Here is a 24,263-nt window from a genome sequence, read left to right on the forward strand (position 1 = left end):
ATTTATTTTAAGCATTAGTTGGTTCTGCATATCCTTGAATATTTTCCGGATCAAAGGAGCGTAAAATGCCCGTAGCACGTCGGGTTAACTCCTCTGTTCCTTTAACCACTATTAAATACTTGCCTGCATTTAAACGATTGCGATATGGCAAAGCATCACCACTACCTACGGTAAGACCAACTCCACCACCTACTAGATAAGCCCCTAAAACACCAGAAGCTGCTCCTAAAATTCCGCCAATAATATGGCTGCCAATATCACCGAGTGCAAAGATTTCAATACCAGTTAGATAATTAAAGGCATAACCAGCGATAAACCCAAAAGGTACTAGCCAGTATAATAATCGCCTTGCTCCTTTACGAGATTGTTGATTCGGATCAATCAGCTTGTAATCATCAGCACTTTTATAACCATTGCCCAAAACATCTACTTGGTTTGGAGATAAACCATCATTTGTTAAGGCAAAATAAGCAGCTTCTGCTTTTGACTTATCTGGTAAAACTGCAATGAGGTAATTCATAGAACAAAATTCCACTAGATTATTTTCTAATTACTCGTTATTTCGGCTAATTTACTATTATTTTTTTCATTGAGCTAAATATAAAAATCAATTTGATATTTGAAACCTGAGCAACCTAAATTACACATATTAACTAGGACACCAAACTCTAGTCTCTAAAACATCTTTCTAAAGAGCCACTTACAATAAATACTTGTAATTCTTTAGAAATAACTATTTATATTAATTTTTAACCTTCCGATAGAAGTTTTTCTTAAATAAACCTTAGTGCAATGGGAAAAATTGGTGCTGCTAAAAGATTTCTCGTTGATAACGCCAATCTTAGAAGCAGAGTTAATATTCAAAACGATAGAAACAGTCATTTCGCCATCAGTGATTAAAGAAACTCTATCAGAGACAGGTAGTGGTGAAGAGCGATGCCTACGGCGAGCAAAGCTTACGCGGAAATTACCATCTGGTTTGGTAGTGTGTCTAGTCATAGCGATGAATCTATGGTCATCAGATGCAATGGGGGATGTTGGGCAATGAGGCGACTGTTTCACAAAATAGTCAGACCATAGGCAATACTGCTCGGGTTTTGCATTTTTAACTCGGAATCGGGTTTGCGGTAAAGGGTAAGGGTTAAGGGTTTTTTCTTTCCCTTTCCCCTTTCCCCTTTTCCCCTTAACCAAGAAGTATTGAGGCCATAGGTACTGAACATCAACCACGCGCTTCTTTATTCTCAATACTGCTTAATTCTTAACCGAGAAGTATTGCAAGGAGACTTTTAAAACACCCTCTGAAAGTTTGGGTATCTGAAACATAGCTGAAAATTGCTATTTATCCGAACTCACAAATTTTCTAGAATTTTAAAATATCTAATGACTCTTCTATTTCTAAATCTAATATTTTTTCTCGTGTATCTTTGAGCGCTTCTAGCTTACCTTCTTTACGATAAATGTCTGCTGCTTTCTGAAAATCTTCAATTGCTCCCTGTTTATCTACTATTTCTAAACGAACATTGCCACGATTGTAATAAGCATCGGCATAATTATAATTAATTTGTATTGCTTGAGTATAATCTTCAATTGCTCTCTCAAAATCTCCTAAGTCAGAATGAGCATTCCCACGGTTATAATAGGCATCAGCATAATTAGGATTAATCTGTATTGCCTGAGTGTAATCTTCAATTGCTCCTTCAAAATCTCCTAAATCTGAACGAGCATTACCACGTTTTTTATAAGCTATGGCATCTTTTGGATTAATCTTGATTGCTTGAGGGAATCCCGGTTGAGAACCTAATAAATAACGAGCAATCCCACGATTTTTATAAGCATCAGCATAGTGGGGATTAATTTTAATTGCCTGGGTATAATCCTCAATTGCTCCTTGATTATCTCCTATATGAGAACGAGCTTCAGCCCGGTTTTTATAAGCTACGGCAACATTAGGATTAATTCTAATAGCCTGAGTGTAATCATTGATTGCTTCTTCTAATCGCCCTAGCTGAGATAGAGCTAAACCTCGTTTATTGTAAGATTTAGCATCCTGAATATTCATCTGGATTGCCTGAGAATAATCTGCGATCGCAGCTTCATAATCACCTATTTGATAGTGAGTCAAACCTCGTTTATAATATAAATCAATATCACTAGATGTAACTTTTAACGCTTTATTATAGTTAACGAGCGCATTTGTATATTCTCCTTTTTCAAAATATTCATCTCCCAATTTTACATAAAGTGTATTTAAATCTTCATTGTTATTATATTCAGGTTGAAAAAAAGATTTTAGTAACTGATTATTGGTTGGTTTAGATAAAATTTCTTGCTTCGGAAGATATTTGTAAATTGATGGTTGTTGTCTAGAAGAATTATTTAGAGAAGATTGTAACTGTTCTAGATAGCACCATAAACCTCCACCATACAACAACTGGTCTATCCCAAAGGAAATTTTACCAGTCTTTAACTTAATCATCCGGGTTGGGAGAAACCCAGCTAAAAAAAGATGATACTGAGATTGTGCTTCACTTACATCTTCTTGAATCAAAATGCAAACTACAACTGCATTTTTTTCAACTTCTTCAGAACTGATTGACCATCTAACTCTATCAATATTACCGTGACGAGATTTAACTTCAATACCAATAGAGGGGTCAGAAGTCAAGGTAAAATCTATATTGCCATCGCCGCCGAATCGCTTTTCATAATCGACTTCGGTAATAAAATCTGCTAAACGTTCCTTGACAACTTCCTCACCCAACTTCCCTTTAAGATAGCTAATAAACACGTCACGGACTGGCGAAACACGCTTATATTTCTCAGCCATCAACCAGCAAAATTCTCGCAGTGCCTTTAATCTCTCTCCAGAGATTATAGTTAATTCACTATATTGACCTTCGGTTTCACAATGAAGCAGACAACCAGATGTTAGCCTTTTAATAAAATCAGACTGTAGCGATCGCAGTAGTGTAATCCAGTCCATTTATATTTCTGCGAATCTTTTGATTAGATTATTCTATTAAAATATCCAGTCGCCGTAAACCTTTTAATTAGCTTGGCAGGATTTATATCAGTTCAGGTGCGGCCATGTCTGATTATGCCAAAGTTTTGACTGCTAGGGAAGAGTGTAAGAGTGCTATCGCTGGGTGGATAGCCAAAAACGCTTATCGGGTCGTTGAATCTCAACTCCACAGTTTTGGTGTGCTTAACCCCAGTGGAAATCTACTCTCACCATCTAATACCAATATAGGATGGATACACGCTAGGTAAAGGTACGGGGGCTCGCTTTCTCGTGTCGCTAACGTAATTCGTAATTAAGTTTTATAAAAGAGATTTAAAAAAATCACAAAACTTGCTAACGACGAAGAGGAAAAGTTAAGCTATTAAAATTTGTTAAAAGTTATGAATTTTGAATCAAAATTATTTAAAAAACAAATCATACTGTTCTAGTAATTTCTAATTAACAATGTGCTTGGATATAAGCAGCAGCTAGGAACTTTTATATATGAATTACGATGATTTTATTGTTCCACCAGGTTCAAAGATTTCTCTGAAAAAAAACTATGACCCAGCTTATAAAGCTGATTTTAATGAAAAAGCTGATGCTGCAATTAAATTACAGGCAGATATTGAGCGATTAGCGAATTACCAAAATATTCTCTATGCTCAGAACACCTACGCCTTGCTGATTATTTTTCAGGCAATGGATGCTGCTGGTAAAGATAGCACAATTAAACACGTGACCTCTGGTGTGAATCCGCAAGGATTTCAGGTGTTTAGTTTTAAGGGGCCCAGTGCAGAAGAATTAGACCATGACTACCTGTGGCGAACAATGAAGGCTTTGCCAGAAAGGGGGAGAATTGGGATATTCAACCGCTCATATTATGAAGAAGCGCTAGTAGTTCGTGTCCATCCAGAAATGTTAAGAAAGCAACAACTTCCTCATTTCCCTAATGGAAATAAGATATGGAAGCAACGCTTTGAAGAAATTAATAATTTTGAAAAATATTTAGTAGACAATGGTGTGATCGTTCTAAAGTTCTTTCTTAATGTTTCTAAATCAGAGCAGAAAAAGCGTTTTTTAGAACGGATTGAATATCCTGAAAAAAATTGGAAGTTTTCAGATAGCGATGTCAAAGAAAGAGCTTTTTGGGATGATTACATGAATGCTTATGAAGAGGTTTTTAATAACACTAGTACAAAATCGGCCCCTTGGTATATTATTCCTGCTGATCGCAAATGGTTTACACGTCTGGTAGTCGCCAATATTATCTGCACAAAACTAGAAGAACTCAATTTGAAATACCCGATAGTTAGTGACGAACATAGGCAGCAACTTTTGGAAGCAAAACGCATTTTAGAGCAAGAAGATGAACAGACCAGCTTAACAGATAAAGGCAAAAAAAAGTAAATTAGTTCAAATATACTGTATAATTTATATAAAGAAAGATGAGCAATCGTAAATTTATTAATACTCCCTGTAACTAATAAGTTTGGTTGGTACTGACAGCCGAAAAATCATGATTCAGATGGCAGGAGATGCCAACAACGACCCACCTCGCTTTGCTAATGCTGGCTTTGATATTGTGGCGATCGCAGCCTCGGCAGGTGGTCTGACTGCTCAAATTAAAGTGCTATCGACTCTACCCTCAGAATTCCCAGCCGCGATCGCCATTGTGCAACATATTTCTCCTGAACATCCGTCATTCATGGCAGAAATTCTCAGTCGGCGCACGCATATTACCGTCAAGCAGGCACAGGAAGGAGATTATCTCACCCCAGGAACGGCTTACATTGCTCCACCCAATCGTCACTTGTTGGTTAACGATGACGGCACACTTTCCTTATCACAGTCGAAATTAGTACATTTTTTACGTCCTTCGGCTGACTTATTATTTGAATCGGTTGCAGCCACTTACAAAGAAAGAGCGATCGCCATCGTGTTAACTGGAACGGGTAGCGACGGCGCAATGGGAGTAGAAGCAATCAAAAAAATGGGCGGTACTGTCATTGTCCAAGATGTAAAAACCGCCGAATTTCCCGGGATGCCCTCAGCTGCGATTCAAACTGGCAACGTAGATTTTATTCTCCCCCTAGATGAAATCTCCAGCGCTCTGGTGACTTTAGTCATGGGAGAATGTAACTAAGCTAAGAATTAGGGGGCAGAGGAAATATATTTTGGAATAAAAATGAGTCTTTGATACTCATTAATGAAGCTTAGAACTCCTTTAATAAGTAAGTTCGCGTAAATAATTGTCGTTAGGATAAGGCAATAGGCAATCTTGCTAGAGGTATAAGGGTTTTAGCCTAGTGATTTTTCTTTACATAGTTTGATTTTATTGTGCCAACTTACTTAAGCCTTTCATGCTTATTACTAAAGCTTAGAACTCCTTTAATGAGCCTTTGATACTCGTAGACAAGTATAAAAACTTTACTCTTATGCCCCCTATCCCCTACGCTATACCTTATGACTTCCGCAGACAGAGATCCCAAATTTGAAAATCTACTGATTTATCTCAGACAAAGCCGGGGATTTGATTTTACAGGCTATAAACGCTCGACTTTGATGCGTCGAGTCTGCAAGCGGATGCAGTCATTGACTATAGAAAACTTTGAAGAGTATTTAGACTATTTAGAAGTTTATCCAGAAGAATTCAATTATCTTTTTAACACTATCTTAATTAACGTCACTGCTTTTTTTCGAGATTCATCAGCTTGGGAATACCTAGCAGAGGAAATACTGCCTAATCTGATTAGAAATAAGAAAACTTCTGACCAAATACGCATCTGGAGTGCTGGCTGTTCTTCTGGGGAAGAAGCTTACACTTTAGCAATGTTGATGGCTGAAATATTGGGAGCAGAGGAATTTCGCCAACGGGTTAAAATCTACGCCACTGATGTAGATGAAGAAGCTCTCAACCAAGCTCGTCAAGCTACGTATTCAGCAAAAGATGTTCAGGCAGTATCAGATGAACTGCGGCAAAAATACTTTGAGATTGTCGGTAATCGCTATGTCTTCCGTCAAGACTTGCGCCGCTCAGTGATTTTTGGTCGTCACGATCTGCTTCAAGATGCGCCCATTTCGCGCTTAGATTTGCTGGTTAGTCGCAATACATTAATGTATTTTAATTCGGAGACTCAAGGGCGAATTCTAGCCCGATTTCATTTTGCACTTAATGATAATGGCTATCTATTTTTAGGGAAAGCAGAGATGCTATTAATGCATTCTAGTCTGTTTACCCCAATAGATTTAAAAAACCGGATATTTAGTAAAGTATCGTCGGTGAATATACGCGATCGCCTCTTAGTTATGGCAAATTCAGTAGATGACGAATCTAGCAGCCGTGTGTCTCGACATTTGCGGCTGCGAGATATGGGTTTCGACACATCACCAATCGCTCAAGTAGTCATTGATATCAATGGCACTCTGGTAATGGTGAATGAGCAGGCACGGACTTTGTTTGCCCTTTCCCCCAAAGATTTAGCTCGTCCTTTCCAGGATCTAGAACTTTCCTATCGACCGATTGAATTGCGATCGCTAATTGAACGGGCTTATGCCGAACGCCGCCCTGTCAGCCTGACAAATGTAGAGCGCTATTTGTCTAACACAGAAACTCAATATCTGGATGTGCGAATTACGCCTTTGCAAGAAACAGACACCAGTTTTTTAGGTGTTAGCATCTCCTTTCATGATGTCACTCGTTATATTAAACTCCAAGATGCTCTACAACGCTCGCAACAGGAATTAGAAACTACCAACGAAGAACTCCAATCTACCAATGAAGAATTAGAAACTACCAACGAAGAACTCCAATCCACCAATGAAGAATTAGAAACTACCAATGAAGAACTCCAATCCACCAATGAAGAATTGGAGACGATGAATGAAGAACTCCAATCGACTAATGAAGAATTACAGACAATTAATAACGAACTGAGCGAACGCACCACAGAACTTAATCACACAAATATTTTTTTGATATCTATTCTCAGAAGTCTCCAAACTGGAATAGTGGTAATTGACGGCAGCTTTAACATCTCAATTTGGAATTACATGGTAGAGGATTTATGGGGGCTGCGAACTGATGAAGTTCTAGGAAAGTCTATTTTCAGCCTAGATATTGGGCTACCTGTTGAGCAGTTGCGATCGCCACTCCGCGATTGCCTATCTGGTAAAAAACAATTTCAAGAAATGATCCTTGAGGCTACCAATCGTCGAGGTAGGCAAATAAAATGTTACCTGGCAATCACCCCGTTACTTGGCATGGATATACAGGGAGCAGTTTTAATGATGGCAGATGTAGAGAGAGTCCATAGTATGATTTCTAGTCAAGATATGGAGGAACGGCGGCAGCAAGAATGAAAGTCCCGGCAAGCAGGGGACTTGGGGATAAATCATACTGAATTCTGACTCTTGAGTTGTGAATTCTCCTTGAGAAAAATGCTTAAGTGAAAAGTATTATATTTAACTTGTGATCACTCTGGTTGCTTTACTGAAGGAAAGATCAGTTTTTCTGCTGACTTTCTCAATCAAAGTAATCATCATAGAAGACAGCAAATGACCAAGGAAAATTTTGAACAAGCAATTGTCGAGGCGCATCATCGACTAGAAAAACTCTTGCAGCTTGCAGGTATCACGATGGAGCAATCCATAGAGTCAGACTATCCTGTAGAGCTTTTGCAACAAGCGATCGCCGAAATCTCTATTTCTTTGGAAGAGTTACACCAGCAAAATGAGGAATTGATTGCTACACGCCATTTGGTAGAAGCTGAACACCAACGTTATTACGATTTATTTAACTTTGCCCCAGACGGTTACTTGATCACAGATGCTACTGGAATTATTCAGGAAGCTAACTATGCTGCCGCTAACTTATTGAATGTGCGCCAGTCTTACCTGATTGGTAAACCAATGGCTGTGTTTGTGCATCAGACAGAACGGCAGAAATTTCGTCAAATTATGCTGCAATTGCAACAACAGGGGCAAGTCAAAAGAGAAGAGTTACGGATTTTTCATAATGAAAGAACTATAGATTTTCCGGCAGAATTAACTGCGATCGCAGTGGAAGATAGTCAGGGTAAAACTGGAAACTTGCGCTGGCTATTCAGAGACATTAGCGAACAGCAAGCTGCGCTACGCGAACGCCACCAAACAGAACAGAAAATCCGCGAACAAGCTGCCCTACTGGACATCACAACAGACGCAATGATCGTACAGGATTTGTATAACCAAATCTTATTCTGGAACCAAGGCGCAGAGAAGATGTACGGCTGGCAAGTTCAGGAAGCTCAAGGAAACAACGCCTGGAAACTTTTATATCGAGAACCCGCAGCTCTACTGTCAGAAGCTCTAAAAACTGTTGTTGAGCGGGGAACCTGGCAGGGAGAGTTACGTAAATTCACAAAAAATGGTAGAGAACTAATCATCGCTAGTCGATGGACGTTAATGCTCGATGCCGTAGGCTTGCCTAAATCGATCCTGATTCTTGACACAGATATCACCGAGAAAAAACAACTCGAAACCCAGTTATTGCGTAGTCAACGTTTAGAAAGCTTAGGTACTCTCGCCAGTGGTATTGCTCACGACCTCAACAATATTCTCACGCCAATGATGGGAATTGCTCAACTACTGCCCCGAAAATATCCCCATCTTGATGACCTTTCGCTGCAAATGCTAAATATCCTCGAAACCAATACTAAACGGGCCAGGGATTTGGTGCGGCAAATTTTGTCATTTACCCGTGGTTCCGAAAGAATATGCACAATTGTACTGGTATCGCAACTAATAGAAGACATCAAGCAGATAGTCCAACAAACATTCCCCAAATTTATCGACATCAACATAGATATAACGCCAGATATCGGCATTGTTCTCGGAGACAGTAGCCAACTACATCAGGTATTGATGAACCTAGTAATCAATGCTCGTGATGCTATGCCCAATGGCGGTAAACTCTCTATTTCTGCCAGCAAGGTATTCATTGATGAAAATTATGCCAGGATGCACATAGGGGCAACAGTTAATTCATACGTGAGAATTACGGTTACTGATACTGGAGTTGGCATTCACTCAGAAATTATCGATCGGATTTTTGATCCCTTTTTCACCACTAAAGAAGTGGGTCAGGGGACAGGACTGGGTTTATCTATATTAATGGACATCATCAACAGCCACGACGGTTTTTTGGAAGTAGCCAGTCAGGTAGGAGTTGGGACTACATTCAAAGTATATTTACTAAGTCAGGAAGGCACTACTGCTCAAGTAATAGTAGATGAGATAAAGCTGTCAACAGGTCAAGGAGAATTAATTTTAGTTGTTGATGATGAAGTAGCCATCACTGAGACGACCAAAGCCACACTGGAAATATACAAATACAAGGTATTGACCGCCCAAAATGGGATTGAGGCTCTTGCTCTCTATACTCAGCACAAAGATGAAATTAGACTGGTGCTGATGGATATAATGATGCCCGCAATGGATGGAAAAACAGCCATCGGCACCTTGCAAATCATCAACCCGCAAGTGCCAATTATTGCCATGAGTGGATTAGCTACGGCTGAGACATTAGTGCAAACAACAAGTCTTAGTATCCAAGGCTTTTTAGCGAAACCATTCAGTACCGATGAATTATTGAACAAAGTTCAAAAAATATTCCGCTAAAATCAATTTGCTAAGGTACTCAGCTAAATTAACATTCTGGAGTTTTGTGACTCTGTGCTTATTCAATTACAGACTATCAACGTCCTAAAACAGCCTACTAGTTCTGCTTGGGTTGAACAAGCGATCGCTAACTTAGACATCATCTTACTCGACCACTCTCACTGTGAACGCAAAGCAGCAGGTGTGGCTTTGAATATGATGTTTCGCTACCCTTCCAATACTAAAATGGTGCGGGAACTAACTGCGATCGCCCGCGAAGAGCTAGAACACTTTGAGCTAGTTAACCAATGGTTAGAACGCCGGAATATTCCCTTAGCTCCCTTACCACCGCCTCCCTACGGCGCAGGTTTAAAGGCTCAAGTCCGCCCGAAAGAACCTGAACGATTTCTGGATTCCTTACTAGTCACTGGTTTAATTGAAGCTCGTTCTCACGAACGTCTGGGACTATTAGCTGCTCACTGTCCAGAGCCAGAGTTAGCAAAATTTTATCGTGGGCTAATGGCATCTGAAGCGCGTCACTACGGTATATATTGGGTTTTAGCTGCTACTTATTTCGACAGAGAAATTGTCATGCAACGGCTTGATGAATTAGCAATTGTCGAGAGCGAGTTGCTGGCGACTTTGCATCCAGAACCTAGAATTCACAGTTAGTAGACTAAGGCAACAGATATGAAGCTTCAGCTAACACACCTGAGACTACTTGTCTCCAACTACAAAGATTCTTTTCTGTTCTACCGGGATCTGCTGAAATTTGATGTCGATTGGGGCGATGAAGATAGCGGATATGCTGAGTTGAATACCGGATATCTCAAGTTGGGTTTGTTCAAAAAAGAATTAATGGCTGAAGTAGTTCCAAGAATTGAACAGCCTTCATACATTGTCAATCGAGATAAAACGGTCTTAATTTTTGCAGTCGATAACGTGGATGAAGTTTATGAGCAAGTAAAAAAGCATAATGCGATCATTGTGACTGAACCACAAGATCGCCCAGACTGGGGAATTCGCACTGCTCATTTTCGCGATCCTGATGGCAATCTCATCGAAATTTACAGCAATCTAGGAATTGTCAGTTAAAAATTGGCTGCCAAAAACTATCCCATATCTAAACTACAAATTTAGCTTTAACAGTAAACCTATTGCACTATAACTAGGGGACATATTCTCAATCCGTCCCCTACAATTTTTGGGTATTTCTAGCCTTTCAAATTCCTTGATCGTTAAAGTTAGAATAATATTTGATTACAGTTCTAATCATGCTAGCTTCGACTATTCAGGTTCACTGTCTATATAGATGCTGGCTTTTTCTTGAGGACTCTATTTATAACTTTGAGGTTAGCTATCTGGGGCCTTTGGACAAGTTATAGAGGTTATAGAGACTAACCCGGATTTCTCACGATACTGTAGGCAGAGGAGTGTGGGGAGTGTGCGGGGTCAGATTTCTTCCCCATCCTCCCACACCTCCCACACTCCTTGATTTCTCACTTGTGAGAAATCAAGGACTAAGATCAATGTCAGCGTAGGCGTAGGATGCCTGCGGCGGTTGGATTATCTTTGCTAAAGAGACAAGGGGAGGGGAAGATAATTCCTCTTTCCTTGTCTCTTTATTGACATCTTGAGAGTACCGCCTGAAACTGACTCTGCAAGAATTGCTATTTGCTGAGTAAATTGGGATATAGAACCAGAAAATTTTCTGTGTAAACTTGACCAGCAAATGGTAATGAAAAACTATTATCAAGATTTTATAATTCGTGATTGGGTCGCCAGCGATCGCACCAGAGCCGCCGAAGTCATCAGTTATGTATTATCAGAATACGGTCTGGGTTGGGAACCTAACGGCGCTGACCGAGATGTATTGCGAGTAGAGGAATATTATTTAGCTACTGGGGGGGAGTTTTGGGTAATTGAACACCAAAGCCAGTTAGTAGGAACTGGGGCATACTACCCCATAAACCGAGGTGAAAAAGCTGTAGAGATCCGCAAAATGTATCTTTTGCCCAGCATTAGGGGTTTGGGATTAGGGAAATATTTGTTACAACAGCTAGAAGCAGTGATCGCAGAGCGTGGTTTTCAGGAAATTTGGATTGAAACCGCCAGTGTTTTGGTGGAAGCAGTCAAACTGTATGAAAGCAACGGCTACACTCCAGCAACAGGAGTAGAAACAACACGCTGCGATCGCGTGTATTTTAAGTCACTGGTTAATGGTCATTAATTATTGGTCATTGGTCATTAGCTAAGAACAAAGGACAAGTGACTAATGACAAAGGACACTTCTAAAATGCACCCTTGGATTAAAAATCTCACAGGCTTACTCAATCTTTTTCTCCAATCCCATTGTCCACTATGCCAACGCGCAACTTCCCAAGAATTTTGTCACAACTGCACCAGACAACTGCAAAAATGTCAACGTAAAGACCCAATGTCTCTATGGAAAGAGCAAATACCAGTGTTTGGCTGGGGGGAGTATGGTGGCCCAGTGAAACGAGCGATCGCGGCGATGAAATACGAAAATCAACCCCAAATAGCTCGCCCTTTGGGTCAATGGTTAGGAGAAGCATGGTTGTTAAATTCACCTAAGCGAGATAGCCAGCCTGTGGTGGTTCCCATTCCACTGCACCCTAGCAAGCAAAAGCAACGTAAATACAATCAAGCTGCATTAATAGCACAAAGCTTCTGCGAAATAACTGGATTAAAATTGAAACTAAACGGTTTAGCCAGAGTGCGAGAAACTGAAGCGCAATTTGGTTTATCGGTATCTAAGCGAGAAAAAAACTTGGCTCAAGCTTTTGCTGTCGGACAAGAATTTTGCGATCGCCCCCCAAATGTTCCTGTGCTGTTAGTGGACGACATTTATACTACTGGTGCTACTGCCAGGTCTGCTGTGCAAACACTTCGTCAGTATGGAATAGTGGTCTTAGGATTAGTAGCAGTAGCCACTGCCGTTAAAGACGGATGAATCCCGAATTAATGAGCTAAATTGAACATATAAGCGCACAAATTGACCGAATTATTCTATTTTTGTGGAAAAATTGCTTGAAATGTATGAATAAAGTTTTGGCGGCGGGTTTAAAACAACTCATAATTATTCCTGCCACATTGCTGGCAATAGGTGTAAGTACAAGTGCAGCTTTTGCCCAAAATAAGTTGTATAGTCCAATTCCTTTATCTAACAGTACTGAACTTTCCGATAGCCTCTCAGATAAAGACATTCCCACAGGTCAAGGTGGGTTTGCTCGTGATTACACTGTGAAGTTACAAAAGGGCGATAATTTAGCAGTTGACCTATCATCTGAAAACTTTGACAGTATCATCACACTGTTAGCACCCGATGGTTCAACTCTGGCAGAAAATGATGATGGGCCTGATGGTAGTAGCAATTCCCTGCTATTTACCCGCATCGTAGAGACAGGGAATTATGTTATTCGTGTCCGTTCTTTTGGCGAAACTGGGGTGGGGACTTTTAAACTCAAGGTGACAAAGTTGCAACCGATTAAATGAATTTGTCATTTGTCATTGGTCATGAGTCAGGAGTGAAAAATTCTTTTTTTTGCTCCTCTATCCACCCATTTATAAAAAAACGGTCAGTACGCAGAGAAATAAGGCTTCAGTCCACTCGACGACTGCGCCGTAGGTGTCTCCGGTGTGTCCGCCTAATTTGTGGTTGAACCATGCACCAGTTAAAGTGGCGATCGCACTTCCGGCAATTATCATTGCTAGTGCGAGAAATAGCTGCTGTTTATCTATCAGGACAAGTAAACCACTCAAACCTAAGAGCAAAAACAATCCTGGTAACAAATCTTTGTAAGAACGAATGGCTTGTTTGTGAAATGCACCTTTGCCAGTTGGTTTTAAATAAGGATATTGTGCGATCGCTACCTGTTGTCCCCAACGTCCCCAGCCACAAGCAGCTATCAACAACAAACAACGGTTGTCTGGTAAATCTGTTAAGGCTGTGATTTTGAGTAGCACCAAGGCGATCGCAGTCATTGCTCCAAATGCACCTGTAGCACTATCTGCCATCACCTCCAGCCGCCGTTTTGGGTCGCCCACTGCTAAACCATCGGCAGTATCCATTGCCCCATCTAAGTGCAGTCCCCCAGTTATGGCAATCCAAATACTTATTACCAAAGCACTACGAGTTAACACGGGCATACCAATATAATCCATCCCCGTATCCAGTAACCCTAAAATTCCCCCAATTATTAACCCTACAAACGCAGCAAGACGCGCCACTCCCTGAAAGTCTAATCCATTCAAATACGGTAATGGAATACTTGTGTAAAATATAATACTAGCTGCCAGCTTTAACAGCAGCTTTTTCCACCACTGTTGCTGTTTCGTCATCGTAGTTACATTAATATTTGGCTAATTGCTGGATAATCATCATAATTTGACTACAATTGAACATCAGTACACCTTAAAGCTTTAGATAAGATTTACTTCTGTTAGAGATTATCACTGAAAATTTTGTTATGCTGGTCTAAGTAAAAATTAAAAAATTTTGAGCATTTTTTTATACAAAAAACAGATGATTCAGGAAATTAAAATTCCATCAGGAATCAAAATTTGGGTTTTGTATTCGTTAACTAAAACTTACTCAAAATTGTTAGACGATTGCCCCACAAAATTGATATTTTTTTAATGTAGGGAGTAAACAAGCTATTCAATTATGACAGTTTAGCTACGTTGTCGCTCTCCTTAGCTCAATCGCTATTTTCCTATGAGTCACCATCTACCCGACACCAGGATACCAGCTCCGTGCATTATTAACACGGGCATCATTGTGAATAAGCTCGACATCCGGCGATTGCTGGCAGATTTAGGTCGAGTCCACTACATCTACACCCAAGAAGATAAGGTACTGAGCGAGGGTGAAGGGGATGTGATGGAAGTTTTTGCTAATCCACAAAGGTCTACCTTAGTGGCTAACCATGCGCTATATTTGAATGTTTGTAGTTTTGATTACTTGGAACTAAAACAGTCATCGCAACAAGAAACTTACTTTGATTTGATGCAAGAAGGAGTGTGTCTGCGGTTGATTCCCCGTTCAACCCCCATACAAGAGCGACGAGAGCGAACCTTCAATGTCAGCGCCATAGAAGCGATGATGGAGCAAGTTCTCTCAGCCAGATGGGATGCAGAAATTGACGATGACTGTTCTGATTCTTTTTAAAATAGCGACTACTATACCAATTTGATGTCAGGCTGGGCTTTATTGATGTAGGGGCAATTCATGAATTGCCCCTACATCGTATAGTTTTGCATAAGTCTTAATAGACGCATCTTCAAAAATCTAAAATGGCATGAGTGCGAATTTTTCCTTTGAATGTCTTGCTTGCTGTAGTCAGACAAAAGCTAGAGCCGGAGTGTTTTTTACTCCTCACGGGATTGTAGAAACCCCCAGATTTATGCCAGTGGGTACGCTGGCAAATGTCAAAACTATCACCCCAGCCCAGCTACGAAATACTGGGGCGCAAATGGTTTTATCCAATACTTATCATCTTCACCTACAACCAGGCGAAGCGATCGTGGCTGGGGGCGGTGGATTACACAAGTTTATGGGTTGGAACGGCCCAATGCTCACAGATTCTGGTGGGTTTCAGGTGTTCAGTTTAAGTGAGATGCGAAAAATTACTGAAGAAGGTGTAACTTTCCGCTCACCCCACGATGGACGAATTATTAACTTGACACCAGAACGCTCCATTGAGATTCAAAATACTTTAGGGGCAGATGTGATCATGGCCTTTGATGAGTGTCCGCCTTACCCAGCGACTCGGCAAGAGGTTGAAACTGCTACCGAACGAACTTATCGCTGGTTAGAACGCTGCATAACGGCTCATCAACGCAGTGAGCAGGCTTTGTTTGGGATTGTGCAAGGGGGCGTGTATTTGGATTTGCGTTGTCGTGCAGCTGAAGCTTTGGCTAAGTTAGATTTGCCCGGATATGCCATTGGTGGCGTGAGTGTGGGAGAACCGCCAGAATTGATGGCTCAGATTGTAAAAGTGACAGCACCGCTTCTACCACCCGAAAAGCCGCGTTATTTGATGGGTGTGGGTACTTATCGGGAAATGGCGATCGCGATCGCATCTGGGATAGATTTATTTGATTGCGTAATTCCCACTCGCTGGGCAAGACATGGAACGGCAATAGTCCAGGGCGGACGCTGGAATTTAAAAAATGCTAAGTTTCGTGAAGATTTTACGCCATTAGATGAAACTTGTCCCTGCTACACGTGTCAAAATTTTAGCCGTGCTTACATATCTCATTTGGTGCGATCGCAGGAAATTTTAGCTTATACCTTGTTGAGCATTCACAACATTACCGAGCTAATTCGCTTTACCCAAAAGATTAGAGAAGCAATATTAAGTGATCGCTTCACCACAGAATTTGGCCACTGGCTCAACGAAGAAAGTGGAGATGAAGAGTCGGACTAGGAACTGGGAAGATAAGCAATGACTAATGACTAATGACTAATGACTAATTACAATGACCAAACCATGTTAAGATATTTCTCAATTATGAAAGCTGTGTTGGATAGGTGGATTTAAACAAACATGGAAGCAGCACTTTTATTAGCAAAACTGCCTGAAGCTTACCAAATCTTCGATCCTTTGGTAGACGTTCTCCCAGTCATCCCTGTATTCTTCTTGTTGCTTGCTTTCGTTTGGCAAGCAGCCGTGGGATTTAGGTAAGTTAATCTATTTTTGAATTGAGTAGGACAGGTAATCTACCTGTTCTATTTTTTTGTGGAACTATGTTTTCTAAAGTTAACATTTATTAATATTTTGTAATGTTTTAATATAATAAATAAGATGTGAATCAAGCCATGTCAATATGAAGCCTTGAAAGCCAAGCTTAGAGTCAGGGAGGAATCAGTTATGGGTAATATCAAATTCGTTAAAGAGAATAAAGAAGTAGTAGCGGCAGATGGTGCCAATCTCCGACTCAAAGCCATGCAAAATGACATTGATATATATACATTCATTGGCAAGATGACTAATTGCGGTGGTAATGGTCAATGTGGTACTTGCATTGTTGAAATAGTCGAAGGACTAGAAAATCTTTCCCCCCGCACAGACGTAGAAAATCGTAAATTCAAGAAAAAGCCAGAAAATTACCGTCTTGCCTGTCAAACTTTAGTCAATGGCTCAGTCAGCGTAGTTACGAAGCCTTAAGTTTTTTGGGATCATCGGTGGTTAGCATTTGAGAAAGTAAAAAATTTGGGCTAACTCTGTCATCGATGATGGTATCCTAATGTTGTTGACTGGAAATTTAAGAGAGGCTTTCTTGCCATGCAAGTTAATGACCTGGGGTTCGTAGCGAGCATTTTGTTCGTATTAGTTCCCACTGTATTTTTACTCATTCTGTACATCCAAACTGCTAGCCGCCAAGGTGGAAAAGATAGTTAAGAATTTGTGTATAAAATAAATAACCCCTGCACTAGTAATGTGGGGGTTTTTATTTCTCAACCGCTAACTGGTAGCATTTCTGTAGGGGGAATTCATGTAGACGCAAAGCGACTACTCTTACGAGAACGCTTTCAGCGAACCAACAGGGTATAGCCCCTACAATTCCATAATCGCAGCTTTAAAGAAAAATAGTATGAGTGCTGAGTATTAGAAACAAAATCTTGCTTCTCTAGTATCTTATTAAAATAAATCTAATACTCAGCATTGCTTAGTTTAAGCGATCGTCCGCGCCAACAATACCGGACAAGTGGCATTGATTCTAACATAGTCAGATAACGAAGATCCAACGAGTCGATCTATATCAACAAAACTCTTAGCAATAGATGGACGACGATCTGGAGAACCGAGCAATAATAAGTCTATATTTAACTCTTCTGCTAAACGACAAATTTCTTCACCAGGTTTGCCACTGCTGATATAAGCACGAGATTGGATACCTTGTTTTTGAGCTTCTGCAACTGCGGCTGCTAAAACTGGATTTTTATCTGAGTTAACCTCGGTTACTTCCGATTTTTTACCACCTAAATTTGTAGTAATATTTGCCAAAATTAACTGGCCTCCCTGAATATCTCGCAGTAAAAATAGTGCCAATTTCAAGCAGTTTTTTGCAGAATCAGAGTTGTCTATTGCCACCATAATACGCTTAATTCTTTTCACATAAATGTCATCTTTCACCAGCAACATGGGGCGAGAAGATAGTTGGAAAACATACTGACTGACTGAGTTTGATAAAATCGATTGCAGTCGCTTAAGTCCGCGTGAACCCATAACAATCAAGTCAGCATCGATTTCATCAGCTACTTGGCAAACTACATCTTTGGGATCGCCTTCGCGCAAAATTGAAGAAACCTGACTAGGATCTAAGTTCAAAGTTTGAATGGCATTAGCTAAAATTTTCCCGCCATTTTCCCATTTAGTTGTCATGTTAGCAGCAGTACTTTGTGCTGGAACAACATGCAAAATTGTAACTTTCGCAGATTCAATTGAAGGGATTTCTCTCAGGGTTTTGAGCATTTCTTCTGCGTGTCCCAATCCCGATACAGTCAGCAAAATTTTGTTTATCATCTTACGTAATTGTTTTTAAGTTTACTTTTGTTTTCGCTTTTAGTACTTGGCTCAGGTCGGATTTTAACCTCTTTACTCGATAATCTAGTTAGTAAGTTGGCACAATAAACTTTTTTTAGTATTTAAAACTTAAAAAAATGGCAAAGTACAAAATACTCAACAAATATTTAAGTTTGTTTGTACCCAGTTACTTACAATTCTCAACTAGACTTCAATTGTTAAGCATACTCTCAATTTAGCCTGAGTAACTTAATAAAATATGATGTTAGTTATCATTGTTAATCTATATTCACTTTTTTTAATTAGAAGTTAGTTAAGTATTGCAAAGAAATTCCCAAATAACTTTTTATAAACTTAGGACTTACGCAAAACTACACATGGTAGGGGCAATTCATGAATTGCCCCTACCAGAAAATCAGGGTTTTGACTATTGTTTGCGTAAGTCCTAAAAATTTGATTCGCTGTAGCCTTTAACAAGCGATCGCTACCGCCTTGAATAGTCTACAGTACTTCTGAATTTCCCCAATTATCCTTTGGTAACTCAGATAGGCTTGCTATATCCGAATACTAGAGGAATGTGAAATATCAGCATCCGAATTCAGATGTTCTAATAATTGAAGTCATATTTCATACTATAAAAACCTCTCCCTGGCTTTACTAAGGAAAACTACGGAGAGGTTGATCGAACTCACATTAATTGAGATGCGCTCCTGGTTGTCCGTTTTGGATGACAAACGAAGCTAGGGTTTTGACAGAGGCATTTAAGTCAACGATGCTTGATACAACGCGGTAGTCAGTTTGCCAGCGTTCTGGAGTAAGGTTGCAACGAACGTATCCCCGGAAAGCACCATCAAAGAACTTAGTATGGGGATTGTTGGGTAGAGCAGCTTGAACTGGAGCAATAAATGATGTGGGAAAGTCAGAGGTAATTGAGGTTCCGACGAACTCAGTGCCTACCGTGGTTGAGTTGGGGTTATTAAAATCAAGCTTCAAATCGTGTACCCAACTAGAATGGATATCTCCACTAATCACCACAGGATTAGAAGGTTTACGCTGGTTGAGAAAACTCAAAAGCCGATTGCGTGCAGTTACATAGCCATCCCACTGATCCACATTGAAGACACCGGGGCCTGGACTACTATTAAAATTGTACTGGCCGAGCATAGTCTGTTGAGCAATTACATTCCAGCGCGATCGCGACTGATCTAAACCTTTTCGTAGCCACTGCTCTTGTTCTGAGCCGGTCATAGTAGCATTTGCGTCAAAAGCCTCTGAGCAGCGAGGCTTGAGTCCATCATTACAAGGTTGGTTAGTGCGGTACTGTCTGGTATCTAGAACGTTGAACTCAGCCAAATTACCAAAGGTGAACCGCCGATAAAGTAGCATATCTGGGCCTTTGGGTAGCGAAGACTCACGTAGGGGCATGTGTTCGTAGTAAGCCTGGTACGCATTAGCTCGGCGTTTTCTAAAAGCCTCTTGGGTTTGGTTATCTTCGGGGATTAAGTTGGCATAATTATTGTCAACTTCATGATCGTCCCAGGTGACAATCCAAGGAAAAGCAGCATGAGCAGCTTGGAGATTAGGGTCAGTTTTGTATAGGGCGTAGCGATCGCGGTAATCTGCAAGAGTGATTATTTCTGGACTGTTATGCTGGCGTGGCCCACCAGATTGTGGCCCGTATTCGTAGATGTAATCACCCAGATGAACCACAAGGTCGAGGTTTTCTTCAGCCAAATGCCGATAAGCTGTGTAATAGCCATTTTGCCAGTCTTGACAAGAGACAAAAGCAAAGTTTAGTTGTTGGGTATAGCTATAAAATGCTGGTGCTGTGCGAGTCCGCCCAATGGGGCTAGCTTCCCTACCAGCTTGAAATTGATACCAGTACCAACGGTCAGGATCTAGCCCACGCACATCAATATGAACTGAGTGTGCTAACTCTGGTGTTGCTAGTACTGTTCCTCGACGCACAACCTGTTTCATGTTTTCATCAAGGGCAACTTGCCACCGCACTGGCACATTTACCAATGGCATCCCACCTCCAGAGAGTGGATTTGGAGCCAGTCGTGTCCAGATAACAACGCCATCCGGCAAAGGATCGCCAGAGGCAACACCAAGACTGAACGGATAATCGGAAAACCTTGAGTTAGCTAATACTGGATGCCATTGGCTAGCGATTGTTAACCCCGTTAAGAATCCTGCACCCAACAAAAAACTCCGCCGTCTGCACTGATTTGCTAGGAGGCGCTTGCCATCTATAAGTTCCATATTCATCTCTATCCAGATGTAAATACAGTTGGCAAACTTCAGGAGAGTCAGCTTTAAATAATTCGTAATTCGTAATTCGTAATTGGGTTTTGCGTTGAGATTTAGACACCAAACAAAATGTGGCTGCTTCTTATATAAAGAGCAAATTCTAACTTGTCTAATAATTACAGCGCTTCCGGCTATTATGCAATACAGTTTTTCTCCTTGCCCTCTCCTATCAAAGCTTTCAGATTTGGGGATGTACCTCATAGCTGCCGTAAGTGCTGTATGAATTATGAATTAGTAATTACTATATTTGACTTGTCTCCCAATTGCTGCTCAACCAAACATAAGCAACTTATCAAACTAGGATCAAGCAGAAATTAAGATTTTGTTAAGTTTAAAATTGAATTGGGGCATTGGGAATTTAGACTACAACAGAACTTACGCAAAAAATAGCTCAAACCTTGATTTTCCGGTAGGGGCAATTCATGAATTGCCCCTATCACGTTTATTTTTACGCAAGTCCTACACAGTATTGCTACACAACTAAAGCAGAAGTGCTGCTATGATGGCTCGCTCTTGACAAACCCTTTTCTAATTACGAATTACGAATTATTTAAAACCTGCCATTTCCTTGAACAATGTGCTTGACGGTGGTCAAGGTTTCCAGGCTGATAAATCCTCGACGATGACCTTTTTGATTAGACATACCGAGAAACACCGAATCTCTCCGCGAGGGGTTGCGGGAAAAACGCGGGGAAGTGTTGATGTAGGTAGAGGCACTGTTAACTCCTAAAGCAAATTGCCGACTTTCTTGGTAAGATTCAGTAACGATGCAGTCGGCATGACCACTGCTGTGTTCATTAATCCAGGCGATCGCACCCTCTAAGCTATCCACCAGTTTAAAAGCTACTGTCTTGGTTAAATAAGGATTTCCCCATTCGCCCTCCTTCACTAGCTGCAACTGGGGAAAGGCTTGTACTAGTTCTGCATCCCCTTTAATTTCAAAGCCTTTTTCCATCAAGCTGTTCCACAGGACTGCTAAGGATGATGGCAAGGCTTGGCGATGAATGAGTACCTTTTCAATGGCGTTGACTTGATCGGGTTCACTTTGATGGCTATCAAGAATCATCCAGCGCACCATTTCTAAGCTGGAATTTAGCGACCAGTAGAGGTAACAGTTACCCATCGCTGACTTTAAGACTGGGCAAGTTGACTGTCGTACTACCTGCTGTACCAAGCTAGAACGTCCGTAGGGAATAACTAGATTCACATACTGGTCTTGAGTGACTAAATCTCGAATCGAAGCACCATGTTCGGCTGTGATCAGTTCTACACAGCCTGGAGGTAGACCAACTTCTGCGATCGCATTTTGCAGTGCCTCAGCGATGGCGGCGTTGGAATGGCTAGCTTCCGTACTGCCTTTGAGAATTATACTATTGCCAGTTTTAATACAAAAACCTGCTGCGATCGCTCCTAAATCGGGAAAGGCTTCATAAACAAATCCAATCACTCCCAAAGGCATTAACTGGGTGTAACTCTGGGAATCTTCCAGTTGATAATCAGCCGTTCTGACGCGCCGTAGCGGATCTGATAATTCCCCTAACCGTTGTAAAACGTCTACTGTCATCTCTAGCCTTTTAGGAGTCAGCTTCAGCCAGTCCAATATCAACTCTGGCACTGCCATTTCTCGACTGGCTTCTAAATCCAACGTGTTGGCTTCTAGAATGTCGTCAAATGAGCGCTCAAGAGCTTGCGCCATCGCCAATACTGCACGACTTCGGTCTGCTCCCTTTGTGATCCCCAGCTTTAGGGAAGCTTGATAGGCTCGTTGAGCGCTAGTAATCGGTTCGGGGTGGTCATCTAAAACTTCAACAGTCATTGAGTTAACGTCTGTAGGTAAGCCAGACCATTAATGCTGGCAGAATAGCTAATAGAACCGCCACCATTGCCCAAGCAATAATGCTGGAACCATTTGCTAATCGCAGTGCTAATGGCAGCCATATAATCACTAGCACGAAAATAATGCCAAGTGCTATAGGCAGATAGCTTTCTCCCAAGCGCGGATGGACAACATGCCAACTATTTCCCATCCAACGCCAAGCCCGTTTGTAGGGATAGGTGGTGGAAAGCTGTTCTAGGACATGACCATTATCTTCTACAACAAAGATTTGCTGACAGCGATCGCAACCAAATGCTTCTGTCAACGTAATCGGAACTAACTGACCCCGGCGACGACAGGGACAGGGGTATTCAGTATTGAAATCTATTTTTTCGGGTTTTTGAGATTGCACAAGCGTTCTAGTAACTTGAGCGTGTTTTACACGAACTACGACAATATAATCCTTTGGTAAATGCAATAGAAGCTTCTGCTACTATAGATTGCTCTCTTTATATACATGTACTGGCAATACAAATATCGCCATGATGGCAAACAGTAGATGCAGCAGACTCTAAGTATCCTACTTTTCATATCAGTACGGAGTTTGTATTTGTAGTCTTTCCCCGAAGCTGACAATCTTATTTAAAATTTCCTTCTACTAGATAAAATCTAGACAAAGCTAGATATTATTTGACATTTCAAAGGGAGCATAGGAGCGGTTATCCCTTAATGTCGAGACACGATTTAGCTATTCGTGCATAAGTTTCAAAATGTTTAGATGTATGTAACACTTCGGCTACGCTCAGTGTGAAATCTTAGTCAGCATACTGCTGACATTTATGACATACATAAACCTGTTTTAAGAGACTAATACCCTTGAATTCCCCCATAGTTTGAACAAGTTTTACTAGATGGGTAAAATCTATCCACAAATAAACAGTTCCACCATATCTAAATTACTTTATATTCTACCTATCTATGAAATTCATCAAGATTATGAACGATTCACAGGAATACAGCGCGAATCGCCAAAAACTTCAATGCACCCTAAAAATACTAAACCTCTTGAGATTTTTAACTTCAAGAGGTTTTAGTTGGAAGCGGGTGACGCGATTCGAACGCGCGACATTCACCTTGGCAAGGTGACGCTCTACCACTGAGCTACACCCGCAATCAATTGCCATATATCAATATCTCAAATTTATCTCTGATTGTCAACCCCTTTATTTATTAATTTGTCATTGGTCATTGGTCATTGGTCATTGGTGAATGACAAAGGACAAATGACTAATGACTCATTTAGCCCAGTTCTTCTGACTCCGCCGTTAAATTGCCGATGCTGGCACCTTGAAAAGAGGCTGGCAAAGACTGGCTATTACGAGAATATGGCTCTGCTAGGTTAGAACGCAATTGCCGCATCAGGCTTGCCATTTCTAGGGCGTTTAGAGCATAATCCCAGCCATGATTACCTTTGATACCTGCCCGTTCTAAGGCTTGCTGCATAGTATCTACTGTCAAAATGCCAAAAATTACTGGCACTCCAGTTTGAAAGCTAGCGGCGGCGATGCCTTTAGAAACTTCGGCGGATACATAATCAAAATGGGGTGTTTGCCCACGAATGACTGCACCTAGACAAATTACAGCATCATAACGATGGGAAAGTGCTAGTTGGCGAGCTACTAAAGGTACCTCAAAACTTCCTGGAACCCAAACATAGTCCACCTGATTACCTTGGGGGTTAGGATCTACACCGTGGCGTTTCAAGCAATCTTGACATCCCTCTAGCAGCTTTCCGGTAACAAGGTCATTGAATCGACCAATCACCACTGCAAACCGCAAAGGCTCCGTTTGGGTAAAAGTTCCCTCGAAAACTGCCATGACTGCCTCTTAATCAACTATAGTTCTGGCCAATATACATTTCTTATTTAAATGTAGAGGAGCA

The 24,263-nt window shown here is 40.9% G+C and carries 24 protein-coding genes and 1 tRNA gene; 16 read left to right on the plus strand and 9 right to left on the minus strand.

The window, feature by feature from the left end; translation table 11 throughout:
* Positions 1 to 7: 7 nt before the first annotated feature.
* Entirely contained in the window at positions 8 to 520 is a 513-nt protein-coding gene (locus tag GNF10_RS04475; protein ID WP_185583932.1) for a hypothetical protein, read from the minus strand.
* 267 nt (positions 521 to 787) lie between these two features.
* On the opposite strand from GNF10_RS04475, the gene GNF10_RS04480 reads away from it, so the two are divergent.
* Positions 788 to 1,048 carry a transposase domain-containing protein gene (locus GNF10_RS04480; RefSeq protein ID WP_221643763.1) on the plus strand — a complete coding sequence of 87 codons (261 nt, stop codon included), beginning with the start codon at positions 788 to 790 and terminating at the stop codon, positions 1,046 to 1,048.
* Between the two features lie 312 nt (positions 1,049 to 1,360).
* Here GNF10_RS04480 and GNF10_RS04485 read toward each other — a convergent pair whose 3' ends face one another.
* Positions 1,361 to 2,983: a tetratricopeptide repeat protein gene (locus GNF10_RS04485; protein ID WP_185593160.1), complete on the minus strand. Its 1,623-nt coding sequence runs from the start codon at positions 2,981 to 2,983 to the stop codon at positions 1,361 to 1,363.
* Positions 2,984 to 3,087: 104 nt separating this feature from the next.
* Here GNF10_RS04485 and GNF10_RS04490 point away from each other — a divergent pair, with 104 nt between their 5' ends.
* The 10 genes from GNF10_RS04490 to GNF10_RS04535 all read left to right on the plus strand — a co-directional run bounded on the left by GNF10_RS04490 (position 3,088) and on the right by GNF10_RS04535 (position 13,156).
* Positions 3,088 to 3,270, plus strand: coding sequence for a hypothetical protein (locus GNF10_RS04490; RefSeq protein WP_185582424.1), 183 nt, complete (start codon positions 3,088 to 3,090; stop codon positions 3,268 to 3,270).
* A gap of 235 nt (positions 3,271 to 3,505) precedes the next feature.
* The gene (locus GNF10_RS04495) at positions 3,506 to 4,411 is read left to right on the plus strand and encodes a polyphosphate kinase 2 family protein (RefSeq protein ID WP_185582425.1); all 906 of its coding nucleotides are present in this window, start codon (positions 3,506 to 3,508) and stop codon (positions 4,409 to 4,411) included.
* 109 nt (positions 4,412 to 4,520) lie between these two features.
* Complete coding sequence (locus tag GNF10_RS04500) at positions 4,521 to 5,147, plus strand: chemotaxis protein CheB (RefSeq protein WP_185582426.1); 627 nt, start codon at positions 4,521 to 4,523, stop codon at positions 5,145 to 5,147.
* Between the two features lie 320 nt (positions 5,148 to 5,467).
* Positions 5,468 to 7,363, plus strand: a complete 1,896-nt coding sequence (locus GNF10_RS04505; protein ID WP_185582427.1) for a CheR family methyltransferase — start codon at positions 5,468 to 5,470, stop codon at positions 7,361 to 7,363.
* Positions 7,364 to 7,558: 195 nt separating this feature from the next.
* Entirely contained in the window at positions 7,559 to 9,661 is a 2,103-nt protein-coding gene (locus tag GNF10_RS04510; RefSeq protein WP_185582428.1) for a PAS domain-containing sensor histidine kinase, read from the plus strand.
* Between the two features lie 54 nt (positions 9,662 to 9,715).
* Positions 9,716 to 10,312, plus strand: a complete 597-nt coding sequence (locus GNF10_RS04515; protein ID WP_179071721.1) for a tRNA-(ms[2]io[6]A)-hydroxylase — start codon at positions 9,716 to 9,718, stop codon at positions 10,310 to 10,312.
* Positions 10,313 to 10,330: 18 nt separating this feature from the next.
* Complete coding sequence (locus GNF10_RS04520) at positions 10,331 to 10,735, plus strand: VOC family protein (protein ID WP_185582429.1); 405 nt, start codon at positions 10,331 to 10,333, stop codon at positions 10,733 to 10,735.
* Positions 10,736 to 11,378: 643 nt separating this feature from the next.
* The gene (locus GNF10_RS04525) at positions 11,379 to 11,870 is read left to right on the plus strand and encodes a GNAT family N-acetyltransferase (protein ID WP_185582430.1); all 492 of its coding nucleotides are present in this window, start codon (positions 11,379 to 11,381) and stop codon (positions 11,868 to 11,870) included.
* Between the two features lie 66 nt (positions 11,871 to 11,936).
* Positions 11,937 to 12,614: a ComF family protein gene (locus GNF10_RS04530; protein WP_185582433.1), complete on the plus strand. Its 678-nt coding sequence runs from the start codon at positions 11,937 to 11,939 to the stop codon at positions 12,612 to 12,614.
* Between the two features lie 86 nt (positions 12,615 to 12,700).
* Positions 12,701 to 13,156, plus strand: coding sequence for a PPC domain-containing protein (locus GNF10_RS04535; RefSeq protein WP_185582431.1), 456 nt, complete (start codon positions 12,701 to 12,703; stop codon positions 13,154 to 13,156).
* A gap of 69 nt (positions 13,157 to 13,225) precedes the next feature.
* Here the strand turns inward: GNF10_RS04535 and cobS are convergent, their stop codons facing one another.
* Positions 13,226 to 14,002 carry an adenosylcobinamide-GDP ribazoletransferase gene (gene cobS / locus GNF10_RS04540; protein WP_185582432.1) on the minus strand — a complete coding sequence of 259 codons (777 nt, stop codon included), beginning with the start codon at positions 14,000 to 14,002 and terminating at the stop codon, positions 13,226 to 13,228.
* 376 nt (positions 14,003 to 14,378) lie between these two features.
* Here cobS and GNF10_RS04545 point away from each other — a divergent pair, with 376 nt between their 5' ends.
* The 5 genes from GNF10_RS04545 to psbM all read left to right on the plus strand — a co-directional run bounded on the left by GNF10_RS04545 (position 14,379) and on the right by psbM (position 17,067).
* Positions 14,379 to 14,831, plus strand: a complete 453-nt coding sequence (locus tag GNF10_RS04545; RefSeq protein WP_012407086.1) for a hypothetical protein — start codon at positions 14,379 to 14,381, stop codon at positions 14,829 to 14,831.
* A 130-nt stretch (positions 14,832 to 14,961) separates the two neighbouring features.
* Positions 14,962 to 16,092 (plus strand): tRNA guanosine(34) transglycosylase Tgt, encoded by a 1,131-nt coding sequence (gene tgt / locus GNF10_RS04550; RefSeq protein ID WP_185581843.1) that lies wholly within the window; start codon positions 14,962 to 14,964, stop codon positions 16,090 to 16,092.
* Between the two features lie 120 nt (positions 16,093 to 16,212).
* Positions 16,213 to 16,350 carry a photosystem II reaction center protein K gene (locus GNF10_RS04555; protein ID WP_006195022.1) on the plus strand — a complete coding sequence of 46 codons (138 nt, stop codon included), beginning with the start codon at positions 16,213 to 16,215 and terminating at the stop codon, positions 16,348 to 16,350.
* A 186-nt stretch (positions 16,351 to 16,536) separates the two neighbouring features.
* A complete protein-coding gene (locus tag GNF10_RS04560; protein WP_012407088.1) occupies positions 16,537 to 16,833 on the plus strand; it encodes a 2Fe-2S iron-sulfur cluster-binding protein in 297 nt (98 codons plus the stop codon).
* A 117-nt stretch (positions 16,834 to 16,950) separates the two neighbouring features.
* Positions 16,951 to 17,067 (plus strand): photosystem II reaction center protein PsbM, encoded by a 117-nt coding sequence (gene psbM / locus GNF10_RS04565; protein WP_012407089.1) that lies wholly within the window; start codon positions 16,951 to 16,953, stop codon positions 17,065 to 17,067.
* Between the two features lie 273 nt (positions 17,068 to 17,340).
* Here the strand turns inward: psbM and GNF10_RS04570 are convergent, their stop codons facing one another.
* From GNF10_RS04570 to ribH, 6 genes are all read right to left on the minus strand, one after another.
* On the minus strand, positions 17,341 to 18,192 hold the full coding sequence (locus tag GNF10_RS04570) for a universal stress protein (RefSeq protein WP_185582050.1): 852 nt from the start codon (positions 18,190 to 18,192) through the stop codon (positions 17,341 to 17,343).
* 693 nt (positions 18,193 to 18,885) lie between these two features.
* Positions 18,886 to 20,457 (minus strand): alkaline phosphatase, encoded by a 1,572-nt coding sequence (locus GNF10_RS04575; RefSeq protein ID WP_185585166.1) that lies wholly within the window; start codon positions 20,455 to 20,457, stop codon positions 18,886 to 18,888.
* Positions 20,458 to 21,055: 598 nt separating this feature from the next.
* The gene (locus GNF10_RS04580; protein WP_185585167.1) at positions 21,056 to 22,321 is read right to left on the minus strand and encodes a glutamate-5-semialdehyde dehydrogenase; all 1,266 of its coding nucleotides are present in this window, start codon (positions 22,319 to 22,321) and stop codon (positions 21,056 to 21,058) included.
* A 4-nt stretch (positions 22,322 to 22,325) separates the two neighbouring features.
* A complete protein-coding gene (locus GNF10_RS04585) occupies positions 22,326 to 22,733 on the minus strand; it encodes a hypothetical protein (protein WP_185585171.1) in 408 nt (135 codons plus the stop codon).
* A gap of 687 nt (positions 22,734 to 23,420) precedes the next feature.
* Positions 23,421 to 23,492, minus strand: a tRNA-Gly gene (locus GNF10_RS04590).
* Positions 23,493 to 23,620: 128 nt separating this feature from the next.
* Positions 23,621 to 24,199, minus strand: a complete 579-nt coding sequence (gene ribH, locus GNF10_RS04595) for a 6,7-dimethyl-8-ribityllumazine synthase (RefSeq protein WP_069072750.1) — start codon at positions 24,197 to 24,199, stop codon at positions 23,621 to 23,623.
* Positions 24,200 to 24,263: the final 64 nt, after the last annotated feature.

The sequence above is a fragment of the Nostoc sp. UCD121 genome (assembly GCF_014222285.1).
Classification (GTDB): Bacteria; Cyanobacteriota; Cyanobacteriia; order Cyanobacteriales; family Nostocaceae; genus Nostoc.